Here is a 26,333-nt window from a genome sequence, read left to right as displayed (position 1 = left end):
TAGGTGGGTATGGTCGCGCCCAGTGATTTTGGAGAGTGCATCCCACGCTTTTACCGCTACCTGGCCGTTGGTTTCCGGCGCCAGGGTCAGAATCATTTCAGCGGCATCGATCGCGCTGTCGATCAGTGGACGCCCTTTATGCGGGCCATCCAGCTTGCGGTGGTTAAGCTTACCCAGCAGCTCGACCTCAGCATCGGTATTCCAGGCGATGCCCTTACCACCGTTGCCAATACTTTCCAGCAGCGGTCCAACGGAGGTGAAACGCTCGTAGGTCTCGGGGTAGTTACGCTTGACCTCAATCAGCGACGGCATGGTTTTGCCGGGGATCAGCGCGCACTCGCCTTTTTTCCAATCCAACACTTCCGGCTGGGCCAGTTCCCCAGGCGAATCGTGCTGCATGGGCAGGGTGACCAAATCGGTCTCTTCGCCCAGGTGTCCCACGCATACTTTGGAGAACGCCTTAGCAATACCCTTGTAAATATCCCAGTCGCTACGCGATTCCCAGGCTGGGTCGGTGGCCGCGGTCAACGGGTGGATGAACGGGTGCATGTCAGAGGTGTTGAGGTCGTCTTTTTCGTACCAGGTGGCCGTGGGCAGCACGATATCCGAGTAGAGGCAGGTGGTGGACATACGGAAATCCAGGGTCACCAGTAGGTCGAGCTTGCCTTCCGGCGCCTCGTCGTGCCACACAACTTCTTCAGGTTTCTGGCCACCGAAGTCGCCCAAGTCTTTGCCCTGAATACCGTGCCGGGTACCCAACAGGTACTTGAGCATGTACTCATGGCCCTTGCCGGAGCTGCCCAGCAGGTTGGAGCGCCAGATGAACATGTTGCGCGGGAAGTTCTGCGCGTTGTCCGGGTCTTCAGCAGCGAAGGTCAGCTCGCCACTCTTAAGCTGCTGCACTGCATAGTCGGCGGTGGACATGCCCGCGGCTTCGGCTTTTTTCGCCAGGCGCAGCGGGTTGGTACCGAGCTGCGGCGCGGAGGGCAGCCATCCCATGCGCTCGGAGCGTACGTTGAAGTCGATCAGGCTGCCCGGGTAGTCCTCAGCTTTGGCCAGCGGCGATAGGATCTCTTTGATCTCTAGCTTCTCGTAGCGCCACTGGGAGGAGTGGTTATAGAAGAACGAGGTAGAGTTCATATGGCGCGGCGGGCGCTGCCAGTCAAGGCCAAAGGCCAGCGGGGTCCAGCCAGTCTGCGGGCGCAGCTTTTCCTGACCCACATAGTGAGCCCAGCCACCACCGCTCTGGCCGATACAGCCACACATGACCAGCATGTTGATCAGGCCGCGGTAGTTCATGTCCATGTGGTACCAGTGATTCATACCGGCACCGACGATGATCATGCTACGTCCGTTGGTTTTGTGAGCGTTGTCGGCAAACTCACGGGCAATACGGGTGCACTGCTCTGCCGACACGCCAGTAATTTTCTCCTGCCACGCGGGGGTATAAGGACGAACTTGATCAAACGAGGTCGCGCCGTCATCTTCGCCGTCACTGGCAAAGCCACGGTCGATGCCGTAGTTGGCACACATCAGATCAAAAACGGTAACCGCCAGCATGTCGCTGCCATCCGCCCTCTTCAGGCGCTTGGCGGGCAAGTTGTGGAACAGCAGGTCATCAGCCGCGCCAACACCCGCCCCTTTGACGTGCTCAAAGTGCTCGTGCTCAATACCGCCAAAGTAAGGGAACGCCACGCGCGCGACGCTATCGTGGTGCTCGGCTAGGCTAAGGAGCGGCTTGATCTCGGTGCCAGCAGCATCCAGCGATTCCAGGTTCCATTTGCCTACTTCGTCACCGGTCTCGCCCCAGCGGAAACCGATCGAGCCGCGCGGCACGACCAGTTGATCGCGGGTTTCGTCCCAGGCAACGGTTTTCCACTCGGGATTGTTTTCCTGGCCTAAAGCTGCATCAAAATCACTGGCCCGCAATTGTCGGCCCGGTACGAAGCTACCGTCTTCTCGCGCTTCTAATTCCACCAGGAACGGCATGTCGGTATAGCGACGCACGTAGTCGGTGAAGTAGGTGCTGGGGTTATCGAGGTGGAATTCCTTGAGGATCACGTGCCCCATGGCCATGGCCAGGGCAGCATCGGTGCCCTGTTTAGCGGAGAGCCACTCATCGGTGAGCTTAGAGACCTCAGCGTAGTCCGGGGTGATGGCGACGGTTTTGGTGCCTTTGTAGCGCACTTCGGTGAAGAAGTGGGCATCCGGGGTCCGGGTCTGAGGTACGTTGGAGCCCCAGGCAATGATGTAGCCGGCGTTGTACCAGTCAGCGGATTCGGGTACGTCGGTCTGCTCGCCCCAGGTCATCGGCGATGCGGGCGGCAAGTCGCAGTACCAGTCGTAGAAGCTCATGCAGACGCCGCCGATCAATGACAGGTAGCGGCTACCGGCCGCGTAGCTGACCATCGACATAGCGGGAATCGGCGAGAAGCCGATGATCCGGTCGGGGCCATACTGTTTAGCGGTAAAAACGTTCGAGGCCGCTACCAGTTCGTTAAGCTCATCCCAGTCACCACGTACAAAACCACCCATACCGCGAGCACGCTTGTACTGCTTGGTCTTAGCCGGGTCTTCGACAATCGACGCCCAAGCATCGACCGGGTCTGGATGCGCCTTGAGCGCTTCGCGCCATAGGGCCAGCAGCGGCTTGCGAACCAACGGGTACTTGAGACGGTTGGCGCTGTACATATACCAGGAGTAGCTGGCACCGCGTGGGCAGCCACGCGGTTCATGGTTGGGTAGGTCGGGGCGGGTACGGGGGTAGTCGGTCTGCTGGGTCTCCCAGGTCACCAGACCGTTTTTAACGTAAATTTTCCAGCTACACGAACCGGTGCAGTTAACACCGTGGGTGCTGCGGACCACTTTGTCGTGCTGCCAGCGGGCACGATAGCTATCTTCCCATTGGCGGGATTCGCTGCGCAGTTCACCGTGTTCGTTGGCGAAGGGCTCACGGGACTTGCGGAAGAAATTCAGCCGATCTATGAAGTGACTCATGGTCGATCTCCAGGCTCCTCGGAAATTTGCGTTACCCGTCAGGCGGGTTCCATGAGGAGAAGTCTGCGCGATCGACATCAGAATTACTGCGTGATTACCTCCATATACACCCTATCTACCCCCAAGGTGATAGAGCGGCCAACGTAAAGGAATAGACGGTTGGCGCTGTTGAAATTACACCGTGCGCGAATAACGGTTTTCCGTTGGTTTCAGGTAGGCGTCGAACGCCATGGCCAGGTTGCGGATCATCAATCGCCCCGACGGCAGCACCTCGATTTCATGGTCGCGCAAAGCAATTAGTCCGTCGTCCGCCATCTCTTCGAGGCTCGCCAAGGCACTCGCGAAGTAGCTGCGAAAATCGATGTTGTGCCGGGCCTCGATAGCGGCAAATTCAAGGCGGCCGTGACACATCAGAGTATTAATGACATCGCGGCGCAGGCGGTCGTCATCGCTAAGGCGATAGCCACGGAAGACCGGTAAACGCCCTTCATCCAAGCGATGCTGATACTGGGCAGTTTCCTTGACGTTTTGGCTATAGGTATCGCCCACCTTACCAATCGAGGTAATGCCCAGCCCAATCATGTCGCAGTCGGCGTGGGTAGAGTAGCCCTGAAAATTGCGCTGCAGAGTGCCATTTTCACGGGCCAAGCTCAGCTCGTCATTCGGAAGGGCGAAGTGATCCATGCCGATGTAGACATACCCTGCGGCCGTCAGGCGGTTAATCGTAAGCTCCAGCAGCTCCAGTTTGCGCTCGGGTGGCGGCATGTCTTCAGGGCGAATTAGCCGCTGAGCTTTAAACAGTTCGGGCAGATGAGCGTAGCTATAAGCGGCAATGCGGTCCGGTTGCAGGTCAATAATCTTGGTTAGCGTCGTATCGAAACTCGCCACCGTCTGCAGCGGCAAACCGTAGATCAGGTCAACGCTGACCGATTCAAACCCCGCCTCGCGGGCAGCCTTGACCAGGGATACCACCTGCTCTTCGCTCTGGACGCGATTGACCGCTTGCTGCACGTCGTGATCGAAGTCCTGAACGCCGAAGCTCAACCGATTGAAGCCCAGCGTGTAGAGCTCGTACACCTGTTCGGGGGTCACGGTGCGGGGGTCTACCTCCAGCGAGAATTCGCGCTCTTCGGGTGCAGCGAAGTGAAAAGCTTCGTCTAGCGCCGCCATCAGTTCGCTTAGCTGGGCGTTGCTTAAGTAGGTTGGGGTGCCGCCGCCCAAATGTAATTGGGTCATTTGCCGGGTGGTATCGAACAGCGCTCCCTGAACACGTATCTCCTGTTTTAACCACTGGAGGTATTCGGCGGCTCGCTCGGTATTATGAGTAATGATTTTGTTGCAGGCGCAGTAGTAGCACAGGCTTTTGCAGAACGGGATATGCACATAGACCGAAAGCGGCTTGGGTACTGCGACCCGATTACTGCGCTCGGCGGCGCTACGGTAATCATCCTCGGCAAACGCAGCATGAAATTGGGGCGCGGTGGGATAAGAGGTGTATCGCGGACCTGGGCGGTCATATTTCTCTACCAGGGGGCGATTGAAGAGCAGTTCATCTTGCATGATAGAAAAAGGTCTCTGAAAAGGGGCTCTAAAAGAGGTCTCTGAAAAAGATCTCTGGAAGTGGGTGCAGCAAGCATTGGTTAATATTCATACAATATACGTTTTAAAAACTGCCTGCATCCAGCTTGCCTACTCTGCAGCGTTATCCTCTTTTGAAAGCCACCCCGATATGACCTGTGTCAAAAGCCGACAAAAAATAGGTGACTAAAATGCTCGGACTTTTCCCGCAAGGAGTCTCGCTATGGAGCTTGTATGTCCCGCTGGCAACCTGCCCGCCCTCAAGCGCGCCGTAGATGAAGGTGCCGACGCTGTCTATTTCGGTTTCCAGAACATCACCAACGCACGGCAATTCGCCGGACTAAACTTTACCGACAAACGTGCCCGCGAGGGGATCGATTACGCCCACCGACATGGCAAACGCGTTTTTTGCGCTATTAATACCTATCCCCAGCCCGATGGCTGGCAACACTGGACTCGGGCCGTAGACCAGGCCGCCGAACTGGGCGTGGATGCACTGATTCTCGCCGATATGGGACTGCTCGACTACGCTACTCGCCATCACCCTGAAATCTCGCGGCACCTTTCAGTGCAGGGTTCGGCGACCAGCCATGAAGCGCTTCGCTTTTACCACCAGCATTTCGGCATCAAGCGCGCCGTACTGCCACGGGTACTGTCAATCACTCAGGTACGCGACCTGGCCAAGCAAACACCGGTAGAACTGGAGGTGTTCGCTTTCGGCAGCCTGTGCATCATGGCCGAAGGACGCTGCTATCTCTCCTCCTACCTGACCGGCGAATCGCCCAATACCCGGGGCGTCTGCTCGCCAGCGGCCCATGTCCGCTGGGAAGAAACGCCTGAGGGCTTAGAGTCGCGCCTTAACAATGTTCTTATCGACCGCTACGCCGAAGGCGAGCGCGCGGGCTACCCCACCCTATGCAAGGGTCGCTTCGAGGTGGCGGGCGAGACCTATCACGCCATTGAGGAACCCACCAGCCTCAATACCCTGGAGCTATTGCCGGAGCTACGCGACCTGGGTATTAGCGCCGTCAAAATTGAAGGTCGTCAGCGCAGTCCCGCCTATGTCTCTAAAGTGGCCGGGATCTGGCGTCAGGCGCTCAACCGCTTAGAGGCCCCGCCTGAGCGCTTTGATCCAGACCCCGCCTGGATGGCCGGCCTTGCCGAGCTTTCCGAAGGTGCCATCACTACCCTAGGCGCCTACGAGCGCCGCTGGAAATAGGAGCCTACTATGCCGAACACTACACCTCCCCCATCACTGACCTTATCAACCAGCCCTCTTCAACTCTCACTCGGGCCGGTACTTTTTTACTGGACTCGGCAACGCTACGCCGACTTCTACCGCGAGGCGGCCGACTGGCCGGTAGAGATTATTACCCTGGGCGAAACCGTCTGCTCGCGGCGCCGCGACATGAAACTGGACGACTGGCTAGGCATTGGGCGCGAGCTCGCCCAGGCGGGCAAGCAGGTGGTACTCGCCAGCCAGACACTGATCGAGTCTGAGGCCGACTTGCGTGACTTGCGCAAGCTGTGTGACAACGGTGATTTTATTGTCGAGGCCAATGACCAAAGCGCCCTGCAACGACTCTCCAGTGCCGGACTGCCCTTTATCGCCGGTGCTGCGCTCAACCTCTACAACCCGGCGACGCTGGGCGTCATGGCACGTGCTGGAATGAAGCGCTGGCAAGCGCCGGTGGAAATGTCACAGCAAGACTTAGCCAAGCTTATTCACGACTGCCACCAGGCAGGCATTCCCCACCCATGTGAAGTATTCGCCTACGGGCATCTCCCCTTGGCCTGGTCGTCACGCTGTTTTACCGCCCGGCGCCACCAAACACCCAAAGACCGCTGCAAGTTCGTCTGCCAAAAATACCCCGAAGGCTTAGTGCTACGTTCACAAGAGTCCCGGGATGTTTTTACCCTGAACGGTATTCAAACCCTTTCCAGCGCCTGCCAGGATCTGCGCCATGAACTGACGGTCATGGCGGATATGGGGGTATCAGTGGCGCGTCTCAGCCCACGGGCGGAAGGCATGGCCGAGGTGGTCACGGCTTTCGACCAGGCCCGCCACGGCAGGTTAGCTACGCCCGATCCTTTGACGCTGGTGGATGCTGAAATCTGCGACGGTTACTGGTATGGCCGACCTGGCATGGATAACACCCGCACGATGACTGGCTAAAGCCATAGCCTAGGCGCCACCACGTCTTACTATTTTTCCCCACCATTTTTGATCTGGATCATTTATTGCAAAATCCTGAACGCTTACCCTTCAACACCACATGTAGTACTTATTTTTATTAAAGTTAGCATATATAGGTGAATTGGGTGAAAAGCTCCACAAGCGTTCAGGTAGCAAAGCATCATATTGACGTCGCCTCGACGGTCAATGAGTACCTCCAACGCGCCGACTGGCGTGTTCACGCCAATGCCAACCAGGGCTATTCATTGGGCGGTTTAATCCTCAACGTCTCGGGCAAGTTGATAGCCAACTACTGGCTCGATGAGATTTATCCCCACGCCGTGGGGGAAGCTCATAGGGAAGGTGATTTGCATATTCACGATCTGGATATGCTGTGCGGCTATTGCGCCGGCTGGTCGCTGCGTACTTTGCTGCTAGAAGGATTCAATGGGGTGCCGGGACGAGCCGAAAGCAACCCGCCCCGCCACCTTTCAAGTGCCCTCGGGCAAATGGTTAATTTTCTTGGCACCTTGCAGAACGAGTGGGCCGGGGCACAAGCCTTCAGCTCTTTCGATACCTACCTGGCCCCCTACGTACGCAAGGACGGCCTCACCTATGCACAGGTCAAGCAGGCGCTTCAGGAATTCATTTACAACCTCAATGTGCCTTCGCGCTGGGGTAGCCAGACGCCCTTCACCAACCTAACCTTCGACTGGGTCTGCCCCGACGACTTGCGCCAACAGGTACCGGTTATCGGTGGAGAGGAGCAGCCGTTCAGTTACGGCGAACTGCAGGTTGAAATGGACTTGATCAACCGGGCCTATTTGGAAGTGATGGAGGCCGGTGACCGCCACGGGCGTGTGTTCACCTTCCCGATACCCACTTATAACATCACACATGATTTCGACTGGGAAAGCGACAACGCCGAGCGGCTCTTCGCACTGACCGCCAAGTACGGCCTGCCCTACTTTCAAAACTTTCTAAATTCGGATCTGGAACCCCACATGGTGCGTTCCATGTGCTGCCGCCTGCAGCTTGATTTAAGTGAACTGCTCAAACGCGGCAACGGCCTGTTCGGCAGCGCGGAGCAAACCGGATCGTTGGGAGTAGTGACGATCAACTGCGCCCGGCTCGGTTACCGCTTTGCCGGCGACCGAGCCGGGCTGTTCAGTGAGCTGGATCGCCTACTGTCGCTCGGGCGCGATAGCCTCGAGCTCAAGCGCGAGCGCATTCAGCAACTAATGGATCAAGGGCTCTACCCCTTTACCCAGCGCTACCTGGGCACCTTACGCAATCATTTCTCCACTCTGGGTGTGAATGGGCTTAACGAAATGGTGCGCAACTTTACTGGGGATCGCTGCGATATAGCCGACGCCCAAGGGCTGCAGCTGGCGCTGGATCTTCTTGACCACGTCCGGGAGCGGATGCGCGAATTTCAAGAACAGACCGGCCATATGTATAACCTTGAAGCTACCCCTGCAGAGGGCACCACTCACCGCTTTGCCCGGGAGGATCTGACTCGCTTTCCTGACATAATTCAAGCCGGTACACCCGAGGCGCCCTACTACACCAATTCCAGCCAATTGCCGGTGGGTCATACCGATGATCCCTTTGAGGCATTGAGCCATCAAGACCCCTTACAGACTCGCTACACCGGTGGCACGGTATTGCATCTCTATATGCGCGAACGGATTACCTCGGCCTCCGCCTGTCGCAAGCTGGTAAAAACGGCGCTCTCTCACTTTCGCTTACCCTACCTCACAGTCACACCCACCTTTTCGATCTGCCCGGTGCATGGCTACCTGGCGGGTGAACATGAGTTCTGCCCCAAGTGCGACGAAGCACTGTGGGCAAAAACGGCGAGCGCAATCGACGCCGCCACGGCTTGAGGCATTTGCCTCACTTTTTATCACCTCGTTTAAGGAACACGCTAATGCAAACCTCCCAATATGCTAGCTTGCCCACTGAGCAGCGCCAGCGCTGCGAAGTCTGGACCCGCGTCATGGGTTACCACCGCCCGGTAAGTCAGTTCAATATCGGCAAACGTGCCGAACACCAGGAGCGCCGCCATTTTACTGAAGCCGCCGCCTCTCGGTAGCTAGCCTTCACTTTTCTCTAACGACGGCTGGGGGGTCTGGCGACAGGCGCCCCAGCAGGGGGATCTCACTATGGCTATGCAGACGACACTTGACGACATCACAACTAAATTATCTTCGGTTCGGCTGCCGATTGCCGGCCTTGTGCCCATGACCACCCTGGATTATCCCGATCATCTGGCGTGCGTTGTCTTTCTCCAAGGCTGCCCGCTACGCTGCGGCTACTGCCACAATCCCAACATGATCCCGCCGCGCCGAGGTGAATCCCAGGAGTGGCAAGCGATACTGGAATTCCTGAGCACCCGGCAAGGCCTGCTGGAAGCGGTGGTTTTCAGCGGTGGTGAGCCCACCCTGAATGCCGATTTGTCCGATGCAGTAAAGGAAGTGAAAGCATTGGGCTTTAAGGTGGGACTACATACCGTCGGCCCTTATCCTGACCGCCTCACCCAGCTATTACCGCACCTCGACTGGGTGGGGCTGGATGTAAAAGGACGCGGAAAAACGTTTGACCGCATCTGCGGCCGTCCCGGCATCTGGCAGTTGCATGCCCGTAGCTTGGAGGCTTTGCTCGACAGCGGACTCAATTTCGAGTGCCGTACCACCATTCACTGGAAAGATTTTCAGCTTGCCGATGTGGAACGCCTGGCACTGAGTCTTGCCGACTGTGGGGTACGCCACTATGCGCTGCAGGTGGCCCGCAGCGAGCAATGCTTCGACCCTACCTATTCTCTGCCAGTTGCCAATACTCCATCTACAGCTCAGATGAATGCGCTGATAAGCCGTTTGAAACCGCACTTTGACCAGCTCGAGCTAAGGCACTAACGCTTTCCTTCTTGACCTAGGCCAGTATTGGTACCCCCATGTTCTGATTGCAACTTACTGAACGTTCATACAACATGTTTCTTTTACAGTTGGATTACTCTCGGAGCAAAGCGCACTCCATGCATCTCACTCGATTCACCGATTATTCAATACGCGTGCTGATCTTCCTCGCCGTGAAAGGCGAAGAGCGCTCTACTATCAACGAGATCGCAGAGACCTTTGATATTTCTCGCAATCACCTGATGAAAGTCGTTCAGGAGCTTAGCCAGAAGAACTACGTTACCGCTATTCGGGGCAAGAATGGTGGCCTATTGCTAACGCGCGACCCCGCTACTATCGTGCTGGGTAAACTCGTGCGCGAAATGGAACATGGCATGGAGCTAGTCGAGTGCTTTCATAGCGATAACAACTGCATCATCACCCCTTCGTGTCGGCTCCAGCCCATTCTAAACGAAGCCCTATCAGCGTTTCTGGAGGTGCTTGACCGCTATACATTGGCAGATGTGTTGTCCAATCGTTACCCACAGTTGGCAGGACTAATGCGTATCCCCACCGTCAATGTCTAACGATCACTAGAAACAACCCTATTAATTTCAGCTAAGGAAATTCTGAATAGTTGCTCTACAATAAATGCATTAAAAATGCATTTTAACACGCTATTAATGATTCCCACTTTGCCGAATGAGGTACTCTATGGCTATCTCCCCATCCTCCATGCCCTCCGCTTCTCAAGAGGCCACTTCAACGTCGACTTCCTCTAATACGTTTATCGGCATAGGGGCGGTCAGCATGGCTGACCGATCCCCTGCCACACCACCCGGCATGCGGGTCCGCACCGGGCGGTTCGAGAAGTTGAGGTTATGAGAGACGGGGCACGCCCAACCGATCAAAGTAGGCCACCGTTAATACATGATGGACTCCCGACAGACTGTTGTGCCACCAACGACGACTCAACGCCGCCACCGATTGTGCTACCCTCGGCGTCGCGCCAAGACGCAGCAGCTCACGATAAATCGTCTTACCCCGACGCCATTGCTTTAGGTGCAAAGCTCTTAAACGTCTTCGTATCCACCCGTCCAGCGACCGCCAGATACGAGGTGTTTGCGACAGCTTAAAGTAGCCTTGCCAGCCTAAAAGGTAGCGTCGTAGATAGGCGACGACCTGTGCGATACTGCGCCCGCCATTTCGGCGTGTCAGTTGCCTAATCCGCTGTTTAAATGTCCCCAACGCTTTGGCTGATATACCACGTCGGACATCTCCACCCTTGGCTTCCCACAGGGCGTAGCCCAGGAACTTGCGGCCAAACACGCTGGTGACCGCACTCTTGGACTCATTGATCGTCAAGCGCAGCTTACTGTAACAGCGTCGTAGCAAAGCCATGACTCGCTCCCCTGCTTTCTGGCTACGCACGTAAACGTTGCAGTCGTCGGCATAGCGAGCAAAGTGGTGGCCGCGATGTTCCAGTGTGCGATCCACCTCATCCAGCAGGATATTGGCCAGTAGCGGCGATAATGGGCCACCCTGCGGCGTCCCCTCATGCCGATGAATGACCACCCCTCCTTCCATTATTCCCGCATTCAAATACGCACGAACCAGATGGATAACACGATTATCCTGGATGCGTTTCCTCAGGCGGTCTATCAGGATGTCATGATTGACTCGGTCAAAGAATCGTGACAAGTCAACATCAACAACGGTGTGGTAACCCTGTTGGGCGAAGCGCTGAGCAGCTTGTACGGCATCATGGGCACGGCGGCCCGGACGGAAGCCGTAGCTGTGCTCGCTAAAAGTAGGATCGATCAGCGGTTGTAGAACTTGCAGCAGTGCCTGTTGGATAAGACGGTCAGTCACGGTGGGTATCCCCAGTTCTCGTTCGCTTCCATCTGGCTTCGGAATAGCCACTCGGCGGACAGGCTGAGGATAATATCGACTTGCAAGAAGCTGCTGTCGAATATCGGGCCAGGCCCACCTTAGGTGCTCGGCGGTCTGAGCAATGTCCAGACCATCGATGCCTGCTGCTCCCTTGTTGGCACGCACGCGCTTCCATGCACGTAGCATGTTCTCTCTTGCGAAGGCCCGCTCAAGCAGACCTTGCCCTGCGTCCTCCGACACTTGTCGCGGGAGGCCAGTTTCATCGCTGGAGCAGGACGACAAGGCTTCACCTTGGCATGCCTTCTCCCGCCCCGCAGTCGCGGGCATCTGATGCATTACTGATCTCATCGACAAGACGTTTGACGCTCCTTCTCGTTCAGCCCTTTGCTCCAAAAAAAAGACGAGGAGCTACTACGGCCTCTGCTGACTTCTCGCTCCGTGTGGTCACGTTGCCCTTTCAGGCATAAGGCGAGATCTCCCCGGGTAAGGACACACTCCTTCACCGCACAACCGCCGGATATACGCTACGTCGCCTTGGCCACAAGAGCTTCGCGGCTTCTTGCCCGCTCGCCCTGCTCGGCAGCGCCTCCTATCCGGTTCTTGTTCATCGGCTCGCGGTTTACGCTCCACGCTTCCTTCCCACGGTTGGTCACCCTTCCGCAGTTGCGCTTCGCTTCGTTCGCTGTGGCCAGCTTACGGGAGGACTTGCACCTCCAGGAGTGCGCCCGTGCCGGGCGCACAAGAAAAGCCGTGGACGTGGCACGGCTATCGTTGTCTATATGCTCTTTCTGGGTAGCGTGTTAGCGGTGGTCACCACCCCCATAGGGGTACTCATTGCCCACATGAAGAGAAACGATGCCGAGGAGTGGGTCGCTTCCCATTTGCAGTTTCAGATTAGAACGTTTTGGGTAGGGCTTTTAGGCGGGGTGTTGTTCACGGGAATTTGGCATCTACTGGGCTGGCTCGGGCTACCCGCCGTAGCTCCCTGGGCTCTGGGTTACCTCTATTTTACAGCCTGCCTGATCTGGATGGTGGGCCGTTGCGGAGTAGGCATTACCCACCTCACCAACAACCGTCCAGTGGCTAACCCACACAGTCTTGCCTTTGGCGGTGCCCGGGTCACCCTGGCTGATCGCTAATGAGCGTTTGAACACCTCAGTGGTTTTAATACGCCTGCATTCGAACGGATGCAGGCGTCTTCTATTATTCGTTCAGCCATCCTGACCGTCGACTCGCGCCTGCATCAATGGCCATGTGTAGTGCACAACGAATATTGCGTAGGCCACGCACCAGAAGATGATGCTCAGCGTATAGGTCCAGTGGGTAATCTGGGGAAATAACGCCAAGACGGGTGAGCGCACCAAGGCGGCTATTAGCATTAAGCCCAGCGCCACACCAATACCGGGCAAAGTGCGTATGGGGCGGCCCGTATGACCTAGCGAAACCCTGGCCATCATGGCCAGCATCATGGTGCCCATGCCACCAATGGTCAGGGCGTGCACGGCAAGTTCAATACGCATCAGCCCCATGAGTGCCAAGACCCACATGACAAGCCCTAGCGGAATACAGGCGTAGCTGCCGTGCAGCCCCCAAAGTAAAGGTTCACGCCAGCTATGCAACCCACCCCAACGCGCCATGCGAACAGTGTTGGCCAACGCCGCTAAGAGCATCACTCCCCCCATTAAAAAAGCAGGAATGGCAACTCCCAACATGGTGACCAGCTGCAGCACGACTACGCCAGCCGTACTCACCAGCGTCACTCCTTCGAGTAAAGCAATAGGTTCAGGTTTGGTGCGGCCCAAACGATTGGCAGTGAACATGGCAATCACGCGCCCGCCCACTACCGTCATCATCAGTGTGATTAACAGTACGGTCAAGTAGGCTGCTTGGCGGATCAGCTCGGCGTCACCCTGCATCACCCCTAAGTGCATCGCCAGATTAGCCGTGGCAAATAGCAACAGCACGGGTATAAAGATCAAGTTGCGCCACCGCTTTGCGGTAATGACCAGTCGCGCCATAACAATGGCGACCACGGGAAGAAATGCAAGGTCAACCGCCAGCAGCAGCCATCCTGGCAAATCCATGGGAAAAGCCATCAACACCCGACCCAACAACCATAACACCACCAGACCCAGTAGCGGCCCGCCGCTTAAGCTCGGCAGTCCTGTCCAGTTTCGTACAGCGGTAAGCAAAAACCCCCCGATCACCGCTGCGGCAAAACCAAACAACATCTCATGCTGATGCCAGAACACCAGGCCGCCATAAGGGCGCAGCAAAATATTGCCATGCCAAAAGCCCAGCCATACCAGTAGAGATAAAATACTGAACAGCGCGGCCAACAGGAAAAAGGGCCGAAAAGCCAGCCGTAACAACGGCAGTTGCTTGAGCTTGGAGGCAGGTTGGGAGGAGGTGATAGTCGACATAGCATAATACCCCACTGAATTACTTGGATTTGCATTGTGCGCTAGGCTAATTACAAAAACCATGACAAGTATCAAAAATGCATCTTATAGACTCAGATAAGCTTCATCGTCGCTCGATAACAAGCGCTTTTGCATTGTATTCAGGCCTTGTTATTCCAATAGCTAGCAGCCCCTCTCCTTAAGGAACCGCTGATCAATTCGGTTCTAAGCGGCTGAAGCGCTCAGAATGGTACTTTCACCGCATCAGCGGTCGCTTTCTGACCAGTAAAGATGGCCTATTTCCCCTGCCAGCCGGATTATTCGGCTGGCAGGGCAGATTCAAGGCGCACTGGCCCCGTCAACTCGTCCTTCACATCTCGTCGCCAGCACCAGGTTGGCCAGCCCGAACAGGCTGAATAGCTGCGCCTGGTTCTTGGCCAGCCCCTTGTAGCGCACCTTGCGGTAGCCGAAGAGGTTCTTGATGACGTGGAACGGATGCTCAACCTTGGCGCGGATGCTGGCCTTGGTTCTCTCGATCTTCAGCAGCAGTTCTTTCATCGGGCTCTCTTCCATCTTCTTGATGCCGCCCCGTTTGGCCGCGATACAGCAACGGGAATCCTCCGCGTCCTTCTCTTCACCCAGGCGCTTGCCCATACCGATGTAGCCGGCATCAGCGTGGACTCGCTTGTCATCATCCCGCACCAAGTGGTCTGCCATGGTGACATCTGCCACGTTAGCCGAGGTGGCAACCACGGTATGCGTCAGCCCGGTCACCGCGTCGACGCCAATGTGAGCCTTCATGCCGAAGTACCATTGGTTGCCCTTGCGGGTCTGTTTCATCTCGGGGTCGCGCTGCTTGGCCTTGTTCTTGGTGGAGGGCGCGGCCGCGACGATGGTGGCGTCGACAATGGTGCCCTCACGCATAAACAGCCCCTTCTCGGCCAGGTGAGCATTGATCTCCTCGAAGATCCGCTGCGTCAGGGCATGCTTTTCCAGCAGATGGCGGAAGCGCAGTAGTGTGGTCGCATCCGGCACGCTCTCGATGGCCAGGTCGATCCCCACGAAGTCGCGCATCGCCTGGCTGTCGTAGATGGCATCTTCGAGCGCCTCGTCAGCAAGCGCATACCACTGTTGCAGGAAGTAGATCCGCAGCATGCGCTCAAGGCCGATGGGCGGCCGGCCCCGCTTGCCCGCCGCGTTCGGGAAGTAGGATGGCGACAACGCATCGATCAACCGTTGCCAAGGCACTAGCGACTCCATCTGGGCCAGAAACCGCTCGCGGCGGGTGACCTTCTTCTTGTTCTGGTGCTCTGCCTGGGCGAACGAGATCTGCTTCATAGGACGGCTCTGTCAGACGGTGGCGGGATGATCAGATTCTACCCCGCCGGTGTCGATCCGGCAGCTACGGCGGGATTTGTGCAGTGTTTCCTTAACAAGGCACCTTCCTGGTTGGTATTTATAGTTTTTGACGTTAAGATGCATGTGTAATGAATCTTAACGATTGAGGTATTACCCGTGCTAACACATGAGCAGGAAAAGCTGATCAACGCGACAGCTCCCGTCGTGGCCGAACACCTGAATGCGATTACACAGCGCTTCTATCCGCTGATGTTTACCCGTTACCCAGAGGTCAAGCCCCTCTTTAATGAGGTTCATCAGCAAAGCGGTGGTCAGCCCCGTGCCCTGGCCAACGCCGTGTTGGCCTATGTGCAACTACGCGGTAATCCAGCTCAGGCGCGGGCTACTCTGGATATTGTGGTCAGTAAACACGTCTCGCTAGGCATTCTTCCCGAGCAGTACCCTATTGTCGGTGAATGCCTGCTGGCAGCGATTGGCGAAGTGCTGGGTGATGCTGTCACCCCGGAAATCGCCGATGCGTGGGGCGCCCTATATAACGAGCTTGCCGCCTTGTTAATTGACCTCGAAGACCAGCGCTATCGTGAATTTGAGCAGCGCCCGGGCGGATGGCGCGGCACACGCCGTTTCAAGATTGCCAGTACCCAGCAGGAAAGTGCTTTAATTCGCTCTTTTATCCTTGAGCCAGAGGATGGAGGTCGTGTGGCTGAGCATGAGCCAGGTCAGTATATCGGTGTACGTCTAACCATTAATGGCGAGCTGGTTTATCGGCATTACAGCCTCTCAGACACGCCAAATGGTCAAAGCTATCGAATCTCGATCAAACGCGAAGAGCAGGGCCAAGTCAGCCGCCACTTCCACGATGTCTTACAACCCGGCGACACCTTGGAACTGCTACCGCCAGCAGGTGACCTCACGCTGATTGAAGGTGACGAACCACTGCTGCTTGCCAGCGGCGGCGTTGGGCAAACGCCCCTGCTCCCCATGGCAAGACATGCCTTGTCCCTTGGGCGGCAAGTCATCTATCTACACGCGGCTCTGGATGCCGACCACCAGGCCTTTAAAGGCGAATTAGAGGCGCTGAAGAGCGAGTATCCTCAACGTCTTAAGGCTGTCCGCATTCATGAGCGCGGCAACGAAGCCGAACATATTGGTCGTATCGACCGCAGCTTATTAGCTCACTACCTGCCTGATCTTAAGGCGCGCTGCTATTTCGTCGGCCCTCAAGGATTCATGACGGCGATTAACAGCGCTTTGTCCGAGCTGGGAGTCGACAAGGATCGCCGACACTTTGAGCACTTTGGGCCTTCACGCCCCCTCGACGCAGCTTAATTATGGACGGCCTCGGTATTATACTGGGGCCGCTTGTTAGTAGCAGTTCAGAAGTCTGGGTCACTCTTTGCGTACCAAACGCTCCAGCCCCAACAACAGTTCACCCAAACGCCCTTGTGCAAGGCCTTCCTCGCAACCGTCAAGTAGATTCTTGAGCGTCAACCCCAGCTCTGTATCCCCTTCAATGATTAAGCGACGCTGGAAAAACAGGCTGTCGGGATCTTCGCGGCGCGTGGCAAGGCACAAGAATTCACGCCAACCTCCACGAATGGTTGCCTCGCCTTTCTCGCGACATAACATCAAGCGCTGCGATTCAAGCGTCAGGCTTAGCGTCATACCTAAATCGGCGATGTTGAGACTAATGCACCGACCTTCCAAAGCATCGAATTCCCCCTCTGCAAGCGGCATAGCAAAAGTACGGTTGAGTAAAGGCTCGACGATATGTTGCTTAATTGTAAAAGGTACCCGTGGATCAAGGAGACGTATCAAATGGCTAGGCGTTATAGGAGGGGAAATGGAAAAAGAGGGCTTGGAAAAAGGTAAAGACAGCAATGACATAGCAGTCACTCCAGGGTAAAGGCATCATCGGCAAACACTAGGCCACTGATGCTAAGTGTTGCTGAGACGCACGGTAATGACATGCGTCAAGACTATGTGTTGCATCAGCCTGTTTATGGAGCGCCACAGTGACGCGCACAAATTCTGCTCCACGCTGGAGATGTTCGTTTTCCTCCAGCAACCCGAAAATCAGGCCCAGCTGCGCCACGCCTATGTGCATGATGTCGGCGTGACACCCTGGGAAGCACCTAAAGACGATGCCTTTATCCCTGCAGCAGACGCTTGGTATGTGGTCGGCCATGACCAGCGAGGCAGCATGGGCCACACCCTTGCGCCGTTCTCCAGCCATGAGCGTGCGAGCAGTTCGCAGAAGTTCATGGTGGCGAGATAATCGCCTATGACGATATCGACCTGGAATTACTCGCCCAGCTCGGGCGCCACGAAGGGAGCGGCCATGCCGCCCACTCAATGGCGCAATAAAAGTGAGGAGTGAGGAGTGAGGAGTGAGGAGTGAGGAGTGAGGAGTGAGGAGTGAGGCAGAAAATAGCCGCAATTCAGGCTAGCCAGGAAAGCGGGCTGTGATGAACAGCGGCCCCCACCATATAGGCGAAGATAGCCACCGCCACTACCGCTGCCAAGGCTCGCACCGTTGGCGTCGCCCCGCGCTTAATCGCAATGGTGCCAATACCGATATAGGCCAGCAGCGCCAGTAACTTGGCGCCAAGCCAAGGAAGCTGCCAGGGCCAAACGGAAAGCAACACCATCAAAGTCACCCCCAGCCCCAACAGAGCCGTATCGATGAGGTGAGGCAATACCTTGACCCAACGGGCGTTGAGTCGCGGGCTTTCCTGTACTGACCACCAGGCGCGCACTACGAAGAGTGTGATGCTCAGCGCAGCGGCCGTCATGTGCAGGTGCTTGATGAGGAAATAGTGCTCCATGGTAACCGTCCCTAGCCGACGTTAACCGCATTGCCGTGATGATCGAAGGCAAGATAAGCGGTGATATTACCCATTTGCAGCGACTGCATCATACGCTGGAGCTGCCGCTCGACTTCAGTGTCATCTTTTGGGTCGTCCATGGCAGCTGTGAAAACTAGATCCCATTCGATCTCAGTACGGCGTGACTCTTCGACCAACGCCGCCATGCTGGTCAGCTCCTCCGTCGACTTATCTACGCATACTACAGGCACCAACACACCCCCTTCACCCTGTTCGAAGCGACGACGCTGGTCAGCATCAGGGAAATCGGGCAGCTCTGCGCGAACGAACACAAACAGCAGTCGCTGGGGCTTAGGTTGTTTACGTGCTTCCTGCAGTAAATCGGCAAACGTCGCTATGGTCATAAAATGGGCCTTATCGCTAGTGGTTTAGAATCAGAAGGTGAGAGAGAGTAGGTAAGAATGAACAGGTGAGACTCATAGGCGGCGTTACTCGGGTGACTCTACGAAAAGCCACAGCAGCAGCATTACCATGAACAGAGGGATCAGCAGGCTAAGTGGCGCTGCACGCCAACCATAGGCTTGAACTACCAGGGGGGCCATCCGAAGGGAAAGCCCGACACCTGCCGCTAAAGCCAGCAAAAGGGCGACACAAAGACACACCCAACGACCAGGCATCCAGCCTTTGGCGTGGGCGATGCCGGTGGTAATCACCGCCCCTCCCAGTCCAAGCCCAGCCCCCACCAACAAAAACTCCCACGGCTGGCTAGCCAACCCAAACCCGCCCAGGGCCAACGCTAGCCCCCATAATAGCCACTGCATCAAGCGGCAGGTGTCGCCCCGTTTGGCGATATACCAGGCCGGCCACGCCAATAGCACACCGCTAATCAACGGTATCAGCACATAGACAGGCTGCTTTGCGAGCAGGGCATAAAGTGTCCAGGTCGCCACCGCTAAAGCACTTGCCAGCGGCATTAGCAACATGGCTACCAGCAACTGATAACCATTCACTGGCTGTGTTGATGTCTCCAACGTGGGAGGCGGCACGGGTGATGGCATGGCGTTTCCCAGCGAGGGTATAAAGACATCGGAAGACATGTAAGAATTGTCTGTAAATACTGGGCGTAGGTCAAAAAACATCGGAGGTAGGTCGGCTAACCCCAAAGGAATAGCCCTCGTATCGAAATGCAGACAGTGCCACACTCCCTTACCTCTTCCGCGCTATCGGAACTGCCATGAAATTACTTCAGCGCTCCCTGGTTGCTCGCATCATTGCGTCCTTACTTGCCATTAGCGGGATGGCGCTTATCAGCATCACCCTGACCATGGCAATGTCTAACAGCAGCCGTGGCGATGCTGCCGCGATTAATGTCGCTGGCTCATTACGCATGAATGCCTATCAGATCATGGGGGCCTTGCAACGACTGGAGTATGCTCCAGAGGAGGCAAGCGCAGAACAGCTCGAAGGTCTGGTGACGCGCTTCGATCAGAGTTTGCATGGCACGACGCTACAACAAACGATCCCCGCCGATGATCGTCATGAGCGCCGCCGTCAACTGGAAAAACTTCAGATCTACTGGCAGCACACGCTTCGCCCGGCACTAGAGGTACCGACCACTGCCACCGAGCTTGACCTGGATACACTGGAAATGATGATCGTGGCGATGGTCAATGATATTGAAGTGCTAGTGACCTATCTGGAACAGAGCACCGAGGCCAAGGTGCGGCTGCTGGGCATGATGCAGCTGCTCTTTTTGGTACTGATCGCGATTGTGGTCTCGATCGCCCTCTACGATGTTCGCCATAATCTAGTAGTGCCGCTGCGCCAGCTGATGGTACTTGCCCGCGAGGCGGCGCAGCGTAACTTCAAGCCACGTTCCCAGCTTCGCGGCAGCGACGAGTTGGCATTGCTGGGCCACACCTTTAACAGGATGTCTGCCGAGCTGGCGACCAGCTACGCCGCGTTGGAAGACATCGTATCGCGCAAGAAGCAGGAGCTTGAACGCAGCAACCAGGCGCTGCGAGTTATGCACGATGCGAGCCGTTCGCTGTATGGCGGAGGTAACGATCTTTGTTCTAGCGCAGCCCCCATGCTGCGCGAAATGGAAAAGCTGTTGAACATCGGGCCGATACGGCTTTCGCTAAACGACCCCTTCGATCAACGGGAAATGCCGGTATTAGAAACCCATTCGCGTACCCGACCAGAGTATTGCCGCGATCAGGATTGCCATGCTTGCCTGATCGACCCCCGGCCCCTTGAGTTGGTCGCAACCGACCAGTCACAATGCCTGCTATTACCTATTGGCGTAGGTGACACGCTATTGGGCACCCTGGAGGTATGGCACCCCAAAGAGCGTCTCAACGATAGTACCCGCCGCCTGCTTACCATGCTGGCTGACCAGCTCGCCACGGCGGTGTACCTACAGCGGCGTATTGAGGAGCAGCAGCACGTCACCTTGATCAACGAGCGAACCATCATTGCGCGCGAACTGCACGACTCTCTGGCGCAATCGCTGTCTTATTTGAAAATGCAGGTCGCACGACTCGAACGAATGCAACAGAAAGAGGCAACTAAAGAGGCCCAGTCTGCAGTATTCGATGAATTGCGTAACGGATTAAACAGCGCCTATCGCCAGCTGCGCGAACTTCTCACCACTTTTCGGCTTAAACTCGAAGGCCCGGGTTTACAATTCGCTCTGCGCCAAACCGTCGATGAGTTCACCCAACGCATGGGAGCAACGGTCGAACTTGACTACGACGTGCCGCCTTACCTGCTTAACCCCAACGAAGAAATTCACGTGCTGCAAATCATTCGTGAGGCGCTGGCCAATACCCATAAGCACGCCAAAGCTCACTGGGCTGCCGTGACGGTACGCTTCGCCGATGCTCAACTGTTAGTACGCGTCGAGGATGACGGCATCGGCCTGGAAGACGACAGCTCACCGCCGATGCACTATGGATTGGTGATCATACGTGACCGGGTCAACACCCTGAACGGGGAACTGAGCATCGCCAATCGCCCCACGGGGGGAACCGGTATTGAACTTGTCTTTACTCCATTGACCGCTCGCTTAATCCAGCAGCACCCTTCTAAGGCTGCCGCTGACTCTCATTTAGGTACAGGGACTTCTTAATGACGCTGACCACCGCCAACGATACACCCGCCAGCCTGATGATTATTGATGACCACCCGCTATTACGCCGTGGCGTCGCTCAGCTGCTTGAGCTAGAGGACGATCTTGAACTGGTTGGCGAGACGGGCAACCCTGAAGAAGGCATTACGCTGGCCCTCAAGCTAGAGCCTGACTTAGTTCTACTTGATTTAAACATGCCTGACGTCAATGGATTAGAAGCATTGCGTCGCCTTCGGGAAGCTAACTATAGCGGCCGTGTGGTGATGTTTACTGTTTCCGACCATGAGGATGATGTGGTCGCGGCGCTACGCACCGGTGCCGACGGTTATTTACTAAAGGATATGGAGCCCGACGACATGGTACGCCAGCTGCGTCAGGCTGCCCTGGGTCGTATGGTGATTAGTGAGAGCTTAACCGCCCTGCTAGCAGAAGCCTTACGTAATCAGCGTAGCGCGCCCACCACTCCCGACATCCATAGCCTGACCCAACGCGAACGCGAAATCCTGCAACAGCTTGCCGGTGGCCTCTCTAACAAGCTCATCGCGCGCAAGCTGGATATTACCGAAGGCACGGTCAAGGTCCACGTCAAGCACCTACTCAAAAAACTCAACCTGCGCTCACGCGTTGAAGCCGCCGTCTGGGCCGTTCAGGCAGGTATCGATCACTAGCTGGTTCTGTGTGGTTACCTCTAAAGACTCCCAGCGTACTTTTTGTTCTGATCCGCCTTTACCCCCTCTCGATTTTTTGTCTTTAAAATCAATGAACCTTGGCTTTTCAGCGACTACCTCTCAAGAGGTATATCGCTGATTTATAGGTCATTTCCCTTAGTTTCCCAACCCCCTTTGCAAGCGTATCTTGCCTTCTAACTGCCAAACGCAGAAAGGTTTGATGCCAAGGGGAAACCGCCATGCGCAAGATAAATGCCGACATTGAGAAATGGAATGTCGAAGACGCCCAATTCTGGGAACAGGAAGGCAAACACATCGCCAACCGCAACCTATGGATATCCATTCCCAGCCTGCTGATGGGCTTTGCTGTCTGGATGATGTGGGGAATGATTACCACCCAGATGCAGAACCTGGGTTTTTCGTTCACGGTTAACCAGCTATTTTCACTGACGGCGCTTGCCGGTCTAGCAGGTGCCACCCTGCGCATCCCAGCATCGTTCATGATCCGCATCGCTGGCGGGCGTAACACTATCTTCCTGACCACCGCGCTATTGATGATCCCCGCAGCCGGCACTGGTATCGCCTTGATGAACCCAGGCACGCCGTTCTGGGTTTTCCAGGCGTTGGCACTACTTTCCGGTATCGGCGGTGGTAACTTCGCTTGCTCGATGAGCAACATTTCCACTTTTTATCCCAGCAAGCAGCAAGGTTACGCCCTGGGCATGAATGCGGGCCTCGGCAATTTCGGCGTTACCACCATGCAGATTGTGATCCCGCTGGTGATGACCGTCGGCATTTTCGGCGCTATGGCCGGATCGCCGATGGAATTGCAAAGCGCTAGCGGTACGTTGATCGGCCGTATCGAAGCAGGTACCGATACCTGGATCCAGAATGCTGGCTTTATCTGGCTTGTTTTTCTGATTCCGCTGGCGTTCGCCGGTTGGTTCGGTATGAACAATCTTCGCACTATTACGCCCAACCCTGGTTCGCCGCTGGCGGCTTTCAGCAAAATATTGGGCCTCTACGGCGTCGGCATGGTGACTGCCATCGTCGGCATGCTGGCTCTCAGCTGGCTTAATATGTGGGTTGCCCTACCGCTAACCATCGTTCTGACCCTTGTGTTGCTGCGCCTGATTCCTGGCGACATCAAGCCCAATATCCAGAAGCAGTTCGCAATATTTTCCAATAAGCACACTTGGTCAATGACCATCCTCTACATTCTGACCTTCGGCTCTTTTATCGGCTTCTCTGCAGCCCTACCGCTCTCCATCAACGTCATCTTCGGCAACATGATGGAAGCGACAGCCGACGGCACACTGATTCGCGTGGCCAACCCAGAGGCGCCCAGCGCTTTGACCTGGGCCTGGATAGGCCCCTTCGTAGGCGCCCTCATACGCCCGTTGGGCGGCTGGATCTCCGATAAAGTGGGCGGCTCCATCGTTACCCAAATAATCTCTGCGGTCATGGTGGTCGCCTCTATCGCCACCGGTTACGTGATGATGCAGGCCTATAACGCCACCGATCCTAATCAATTCTTCTGGCTATTCCTGCTGCTATTCATCGTGTTATTCGCCGCCAGTGGTATCGGCAACGGCTCTACCTTCCGCAGCATCGGGGTTATTTTCGACCAGCAGCAGAAAGGCCCGGTACTTGGCTGGACCTCAGCCGTCGCTGCCTATGGCGCCTTCATCGCCCCGCGGGTAATGGGCGAGCAAATCCAGGCCGGCACACCGGAGCTTGCCATGTACGGCTTTGCGGTCTTCTACGCCATCTGCCTCGTCATCAACTGGTGGTTCTACCTACGCAAGGGTGCCTACGTCAAAAACCCTTGAGTACAACTTGCTTCTTTACGCCCGGAGCTTAGCTCCGGGCCATACCCCCTACCCCAATGCGGGAGGACACTATGAAAATCATGATTGCCTATGACGGTTCTCGGAACGCCAAGCTGGCACTCGCTCAAGTCGTCACTATGTTCCGCTGTAACCAACCTCTGCTGGTACTGGTCGGCGTGGTGGAGAATCCACTCGATGCTACCGATAACAACGAGGCGCTTTTTCAGCAGGAACACGATGAGGTTAAGCAGCACCTTCAAGAGGGTGTGACATTCGCTATCGGCGAGGGCTTCCAGGCCGAGCAGCTTCTCGCCGAGGGAGACGCGCGCAAGATGCTGCTTCAGGCCACTCGCAAACTCTCGCCAGACCTACTGGTCATTGCCCGCCATAGCCACCAGCCGGACGGCGGCATCATCGCCAAGTCGTTGACTTATTTCGTTGATGAACTCGACTACATGACTTTTGGCAGCGTCAGCTCATTCCTGGCCCGGCGCGCCGAATGTCCCTTGTTGATCCTACCCAGCCCTTGAGCAGCCCCTACCCCTCCTTTTGGTACAGACCACCTTTGGGACACAGGACGATACGACCATGAAAGTTTCCGCTGTATTCAAGTTTCGCAGCCCCGAAATTCGGGCCTTGCACCTGACCTGGATTGCCTTCTTTATAACCTTTTACGTGTGGTTCAACATGGCGCCGCTCGCGTCGAGCATGCTCAAGAGCGTCGACTGGCTGACCACGGATGATCTCAAGCTGTTCGCCATCTGCAACGTCGCCTTGACTATTCCCGCCCGCATCATCGTTGGCATGGCACTGGATCGGTTCGGCCCGCGACGGGTGTTCTCGGTGCTTATGGTAACTATGTCACTACCGGCGCTGGCATTTGCTTTCGGTAACAGCATGACGCAGCTGCTGGTGGCGCGTCTGGTGCTGAGTTCGATTGGTGCCAGCTTCGTGGTCGGTATCCACATGACGGCGCTGTGGTTCAAGCCCAAGGACATCGGCTTCGCCGAAGGCTTCTACGCTGGCTGGGGTAATTTCGGCTCCGCCGTAGCGGCCATGTCGCTGCCGACCATCGCCCTGAGCATGTATGGCGGCCCCGATGGCTGGCGCTGGGCAATCGCCCAGAGTGCTATTGTTATGGCCGCTTACGGTGTTTACTACTGGTTCGCGATTACCGATGGCCCGGATGCTCAGGCTCACCGGAAGCCACGCAAGACCGCTGCCATGGAAGTGAGCTCCTGGGGCGATATGATCAAGCTGATCATCTGGACCATCCCTCTGGTCGGCGTACTCGCCATCCTGGTCTGGCGTATCCAGTATATGGGCTATTTATCAGTTACTGGTGCGACCATCGCTTATCTAGCCATTATCGCGATCGTCATCTATCAAATTGTCCAGATCCTAAGAGTCAATCTACCGATCCTGCGTAAGGGTGTGCCGGAAGATGATAAGTACTCGTTCAACAGTGTGGCGGCGCTGAACAGCACCTATTTTGCCAACTTCGGCGCTGAACTCGCAGTGGTATCGATGCTGCCCATGTTCTTTGAGGAGACCTGGGGCCTGAATGCAGCTACGGCCGGCCTGATCGCTGCGTCATTCGCGTTCGTCAATCTGGTGGCGCGCCCCATGGGCGGCATGGTTTCCGACCGTATGGGCAACCGGCGTTTTGTGATGCTGTGCTACATGTTTGGCATTAGCGTTGGGTTCTTGCTAATGGCTTTGCTCAATTCGAGTTGGCCACTGATTCTGGCCATTGCGGTGACCATCGGCACCTCGATTTTCGTGCAAGGCGCCGAGGGGGCAACTTTCGGTATCATTCCCTCCATCAAACGCCGCATCACTGGACAAATCTCGGGCATGGCCGGCGCCTACGGTAATGTTGGCGCGGTGGTTTACCTCACCATCTTTACGTTTGTCACACCGTCGCAGTTCTTCTACATCATCGCGACCGGCGCCTTCATTAGTTGGGTTATCTGCCTAGTGTGGCTCAAGGAGCCAGAGGGCGCTTTTGACGACGAGTACTATATTTCTTCGGTCGATAGAGATATCGAAGAGCAGGCACTACAGAGTGCCAAGCACTGAACGGTCGGCACATCTGTAGCGTCACGGCACTGTTCGCGTCGATTGGATCCGGACAGTGCCTCTAGAATAAAAAGAGCGCCCTCAGAGCGCTCTTAATCAGGATCCGTGATGTCCTCAATCCATGTTAAGGCCGCCACAGCAGTCGGAAAACCGGTGGTAGGAATCGCTAACATGGCTACTTGTTTAAGTTCCTCGGCACTCACGCCCTCCTCCAAGGCACGACGCACATGGGAGTGAACGGCCCCTTCGGAGCGTGCCCCGATGGCCAGCGAGAGTTTTATCAAACGCCGGCTACGTTCATCAAGCGGCCCAGCTTCAGCACAGGCTTTGCCCAATGCGGCATAAGCTTCCCATATCTCAGGATACTGGTTTGCGACATCTCCGGCTCCAGAAGGCAAATCATGCTTTGTCATAGTGCAATACCTTAACGATAAATTGAAGTTCACAGTATAGAAGTACAGCAACTAAATGCCACACACCACACTTAA

General features: G+C 56.1%; 24 protein-coding genes. 14 read left to right on the top strand and 10 right to left on the bottom strand.

Going from position 1 to position 26,333, the window contains the following annotated elements:
* The coding region (locus B7L72_RS09075) for a nitrate reductase subunit alpha (protein ID WP_081193905.1) at positions 1–2,997 on the bottom strand (2,997 nt) is incomplete at its 3' end.
* A 174-nt stretch (positions 2,998–3,171) separates the two neighbouring features.
* Positions 3,172–4,557, bottom strand: coding sequence for an oxygen-independent coproporphyrinogen III oxidase (hemN, locus tag B7L72_RS09070; RefSeq protein ID WP_081193903.1), 1,386 nt, complete (start codon positions 4,555–4,557; stop codon positions 3,172–3,174).
* 241 nt (positions 4,558–4,798) lie between these two features.
* On the opposite strand from hemN, the gene ubiU reads away from it, so the two are divergent.
* The 6 genes from ubiU to B7L72_RS09040 all read left to right on the top strand — a co-directional run bounded on the left by ubiU (position 4,799) and on the right by B7L72_RS09040 (position 10,235).
* Complete coding sequence (ubiU, locus tag B7L72_RS09065; RefSeq protein ID WP_081193901.1) at positions 4,799–5,794, top strand: ubiquinone anaerobic biosynthesis protein UbiU; 996 nt, start codon at positions 4,799–4,801, stop codon at positions 5,792–5,794.
* Between the two features lie 9 nt (positions 5,795–5,803).
* Positions 5,804–6,751, top strand: a complete 948-nt coding sequence (locus tag B7L72_RS09060; protein WP_081193899.1) for a U32 family peptidase — start codon at positions 5,804–5,806, stop codon at positions 6,749–6,751.
* Between the two features lie 137 nt (positions 6,752–6,888).
* On the top strand, positions 6,889–8,640 hold the full coding sequence (locus B7L72_RS09055; protein WP_081193898.1) for a ribonucleoside triphosphate reductase: 1,752 nt from the start codon (positions 6,889–6,891) through the stop codon (positions 8,638–8,640).
* A 44-nt stretch (positions 8,641–8,684) separates the two neighbouring features.
* A complete protein-coding gene (gene nrdD, locus B7L72_RS09050; protein ID WP_027959384.1) occupies positions 8,685–8,849 on the top strand; it encodes an anaerobic ribonucleoside-triphosphate reductase in 165 nt (54 codons plus the stop codon).
* 70 nt (positions 8,850–8,919) lie between these two features.
* A complete protein-coding gene (locus tag B7L72_RS09045; RefSeq protein WP_081193897.1) occupies positions 8,920–9,669 on the top strand; it encodes an anaerobic ribonucleoside-triphosphate reductase activating protein in 750 nt (249 codons plus the stop codon).
* Between the two features lie 119 nt (positions 9,670–9,788).
* Positions 9,789–10,235, top strand: coding sequence for an Rrf2 family transcriptional regulator (locus B7L72_RS09040; protein WP_022523538.1), 447 nt, complete (start codon positions 9,789–9,791; stop codon positions 10,233–10,235).
* A gap of 292 nt (positions 10,236–10,527) precedes the next feature.
* Here B7L72_RS09040 and ltrA read toward each other — a convergent pair whose 3' ends face one another.
* Positions 10,528–11,727, bottom strand: a complete 1,200-nt coding sequence (ltrA, locus tag B7L72_RS09035) for a group II intron reverse transcriptase/maturase (RefSeq protein ID WP_254893789.1) — start codon at positions 11,725–11,727, stop codon at positions 10,528–10,530.
* Positions 11,728–12,383: 656 nt separating this feature from the next.
* Here ltrA and B7L72_RS09025 point away from each other — a divergent pair.
* Complete coding sequence (locus tag B7L72_RS09025) at positions 12,384–12,680, top strand: hypothetical protein (protein WP_254893788.1); 297 nt, start codon at positions 12,384–12,386, stop codon at positions 12,678–12,680.
* 72 nt (positions 12,681–12,752) lie between these two features.
* Here the strand turns inward: B7L72_RS09025 and B7L72_RS09020 are convergent, their stop codons facing one another.
* On the bottom strand, positions 12,753–13,964 hold the full coding sequence (locus B7L72_RS09020; RefSeq protein WP_081193891.1) for an NnrS family protein: 1,212 nt from the start codon (positions 13,962–13,964) through the stop codon (positions 12,753–12,755).
* Positions 13,965–14,282: 318 nt separating this feature from the next.
* Positions 14,283–15,281, bottom strand: a complete 999-nt coding sequence (locus B7L72_RS09015; protein ID WP_081193889.1) for an IS5 family transposase — start codon at positions 15,279–15,281, stop codon at positions 14,283–14,285.
* Positions 15,282–15,458: 177 nt separating this feature from the next.
* Between B7L72_RS09015 and hmpA the strand changes: the two genes are divergently transcribed.
* A complete protein-coding gene (gene hmpA / locus B7L72_RS09010) occupies positions 15,459–16,631 on the top strand; it encodes an NO-inducible flavohemoprotein (protein WP_081193887.1) in 1,173 nt (390 codons plus the stop codon).
* 60 nt (positions 16,632–16,691) lie between these two features.
* Here the strand turns inward: hmpA and ubiT are convergent, their stop codons facing one another.
* Positions 16,692–17,189: a ubiquinone anaerobic biosynthesis accessory factor UbiT gene (ubiT, locus tag B7L72_RS09005; protein ID WP_081193885.1), complete on the bottom strand. Its 498-nt coding sequence runs from the start codon at positions 17,187–17,189 to the stop codon at positions 16,692–16,694.
* 115 nt (positions 17,190–17,304) lie between these two features.
* Between ubiT and B7L72_RS09000 the strand changes: the two genes are divergently transcribed.
* Complete coding sequence (locus B7L72_RS09000) at positions 17,305–17,580, top strand: nitrous oxide reductase accessory protein NosL (protein ID WP_254893787.1); 276 nt, start codon at positions 17,305–17,307, stop codon at positions 17,578–17,580.
* 163 nt (positions 17,581–17,743) lie between these two features.
* On the opposite strand, the gene B7L72_RS08995 is transcribed toward B7L72_RS09000, so the two are convergent.
* The 3 genes from B7L72_RS08995 to B7L72_RS08985 all read right to left on the bottom strand — a co-directional run bounded on the left by B7L72_RS08995 (position 17,744) and on the right by B7L72_RS08985 (position 19,188).
* Complete coding sequence (locus B7L72_RS08995; RefSeq protein ID WP_022523558.1) at positions 17,744–18,130, bottom strand: SirB2 family protein; 387 nt, start codon at positions 18,128–18,130, stop codon at positions 17,744–17,746.
* Positions 18,131–18,141: 11 nt separating this feature from the next.
* A complete protein-coding gene (locus tag B7L72_RS08990; protein WP_081193883.1) occupies positions 18,142–18,534 on the bottom strand; it encodes a ribonucleotide reductase subunit alpha in 393 nt (130 codons plus the stop codon).
* 84 nt (positions 18,535–18,618) lie between these two features.
* Complete coding sequence (locus B7L72_RS08985) at positions 18,619–19,188, bottom strand: hypothetical protein (RefSeq protein ID WP_254893786.1); 570 nt, start codon at positions 19,186–19,188, stop codon at positions 18,619–18,621.
* Positions 19,189–19,364: 176 nt separating this feature from the next.
* On the opposite strand from B7L72_RS08985, the gene B7L72_RS08980 reads away from it, so the two are divergent.
* The 5 genes from B7L72_RS08980 to B7L72_RS08960 all read left to right on the top strand — a co-directional run bounded on the left by B7L72_RS08980 (position 19,365) and on the right by B7L72_RS08960 (position 25,845).
* Complete coding sequence (locus tag B7L72_RS08980) at positions 19,365–21,263, top strand: type IV pili methyl-accepting chemotaxis transducer N-terminal domain-containing protein (protein WP_081193879.1); 1,899 nt, start codon at positions 19,365–19,367, stop codon at positions 21,261–21,263.
* On the top strand, positions 21,263–21,931 hold the full coding sequence (gene narL, locus B7L72_RS08975; RefSeq protein WP_081193877.1) for a two-component system response regulator NarL: 669 nt from the start codon (positions 21,263–21,265) through the stop codon (positions 21,929–21,931). The genes B7L72_RS08980 and narL overlap by 1 nt, the downstream gene beginning before the upstream one ends.
* 239 nt (positions 21,932–22,170) lie before the next feature.
* On the top strand, positions 22,171–23,763 hold the full coding sequence (locus tag B7L72_RS08970; protein ID WP_081193875.1) for an antiporter: 1,593 nt from the start codon (positions 22,171–22,173) through the stop codon (positions 23,761–23,763).
* Positions 23,764–23,834: 71 nt separating this feature from the next.
* Positions 23,835–24,293 (top strand): universal stress protein, encoded by a 459-nt coding sequence (locus B7L72_RS08965; protein WP_081193873.1) that lies wholly within the window; start codon positions 23,835–23,837, stop codon positions 24,291–24,293.
* A gap of 58 nt (positions 24,294–24,351) precedes the next feature.
* A complete protein-coding gene (locus tag B7L72_RS08960; protein ID WP_081193871.1) occupies positions 24,352–25,845 on the top strand; it encodes an MFS transporter in 1,494 nt (497 codons plus the stop codon).
* A 92-nt stretch (positions 25,846–25,937) separates the two neighbouring features.
* Here B7L72_RS08960 and B7L72_RS08955 read toward each other — a convergent pair whose 3' ends face one another.
* Entirely contained in the window at positions 25,938–26,258 is a 321-nt protein-coding gene (locus tag B7L72_RS08955) for a carboxymuconolactone decarboxylase family protein (RefSeq protein WP_039858439.1), read from the bottom strand.
* Positions 26,259–26,333: the final 75 nt, after the last annotated feature.

The organism is Halomonas sp. BC1 (assembly GCF_002078135.1).
GTDB classification, from domain to species: domain Bacteria; phylum Pseudomonadota; class Gammaproteobacteria; order Pseudomonadales; family Halomonadaceae; genus Vreelandella; species Vreelandella stevensii.
This window is presented reverse-complemented; position numbering and strand designations above follow the sequence as displayed.

Coding starts and splice junctions, on each gene's coding strand:
- B7L72_RS09045 (WP_081193897.1), top strand. CDS start 8,920: ATGGCTATGCAGACGACACTTGACGACATCACAACTAAATTATCTTCG.
- B7L72_RS08985 (WP_254893786.1), bottom strand. CDS start 19,188: ATGCCATCACCCGTGCCGCCTCCCACGTTGGAGACATCAACACAGCCA.
- nrdD (WP_027959384.1), top strand. CDS start 8,685: ATGCAAACCTCCCAATATGCTAGCTTGCCCACTGAGCAGCGCCAGCGC.
- ubiT (WP_081193885.1), bottom strand. CDS start 17,189: ATGTCATTGCTGTCTTTACCTTTTTCCAAGCCCTCTTTTTCCATTTCC.
- B7L72_RS09015 (WP_081193889.1), bottom strand. CDS start 15,281: ATGAAGCAGATCTCGTTCGCCCAGGCAGAGCACCAGAACAAGAAGAAG.
- narL (WP_081193877.1), top strand. CDS start 21,263: ATGACGCTGACCACCGCCAACGATACACCCGCCAGCCTGATGATTATT.
- B7L72_RS09060 (WP_081193899.1), top strand. CDS start 5,804: ATGCCGAACACTACACCTCCCCCATCACTGACCTTATCAACCAGCCCT.
- B7L72_RS09000 (WP_254893787.1), top strand. CDS start 17,305: ATGGAGCGCCACAGTGACGCGCACAAATTCTGCTCCACGCTGGAGATG.
- ubiU (WP_081193901.1), top strand. CDS start 4,799: ATGGAGCTTGTATGTCCCGCTGGCAACCTGCCCGCCCTCAAGCGCGCC.
- B7L72_RS09040 (WP_022523538.1), top strand. CDS start 9,789: ATGCATCTCACTCGATTCACCGATTATTCAATACGCGTGCTGATCTTC.
- B7L72_RS08990 (WP_081193883.1), bottom strand. CDS start 18,534: ATGACCATAGCGACGTTTGCCGATTTACTGCAGGAAGCACGTAAACAA.
- B7L72_RS08995 (WP_022523558.1), bottom strand. CDS start 18,130: ATGGAGCACTATTTCCTCATCAAGCACCTGCACATGACGGCCGCTGCG.
- B7L72_RS08980 (WP_081193879.1), top strand. CDS start 19,365: ATGAAATTACTTCAGCGCTCCCTGGTTGCTCGCATCATTGCGTCCTTA.
- ltrA (WP_254893789.1), bottom strand. CDS start 11,727: ATGCTACGTGCATGGAAGCGCGTGCGTGCCAACAAGGGAGCAGCAGGC.
- B7L72_RS09025 (WP_254893788.1), top strand. CDS start 12,384: ATGAAGAGAAACGATGCCGAGGAGTGGGTCGCTTCCCATTTGCAGTTT.
- B7L72_RS08965 (WP_081193873.1), top strand. CDS start 23,835: ATGAAAATCATGATTGCCTATGACGGTTCTCGGAACGCCAAGCTGGCA.
- B7L72_RS08970 (WP_081193875.1), top strand. CDS start 22,171: ATGCGCAAGATAAATGCCGACATTGAGAAATGGAATGTCGAAGACGCC.
- B7L72_RS08955 (WP_039858439.1), bottom strand. CDS start 26,258: ATGACAAAGCATGATTTGCCTTCTGGAGCCGGAGATGTCGCAAACCAG.
- hemN (WP_081193903.1), bottom strand. CDS start 4,557: ATGCAAGATGAACTGCTCTTCAATCGCCCCCTGGTAGAGAAATATGAC.
- B7L72_RS08960 (WP_081193871.1), top strand. CDS start 24,352: ATGAAAGTTTCCGCTGTATTCAAGTTTCGCAGCCCCGAAATTCGGGCC.
- B7L72_RS09020 (WP_081193891.1), bottom strand. CDS start 13,964: ATGTCGACTATCACCTCCTCCCAACCTGCCTCCAAGCTCAAGCAACTG.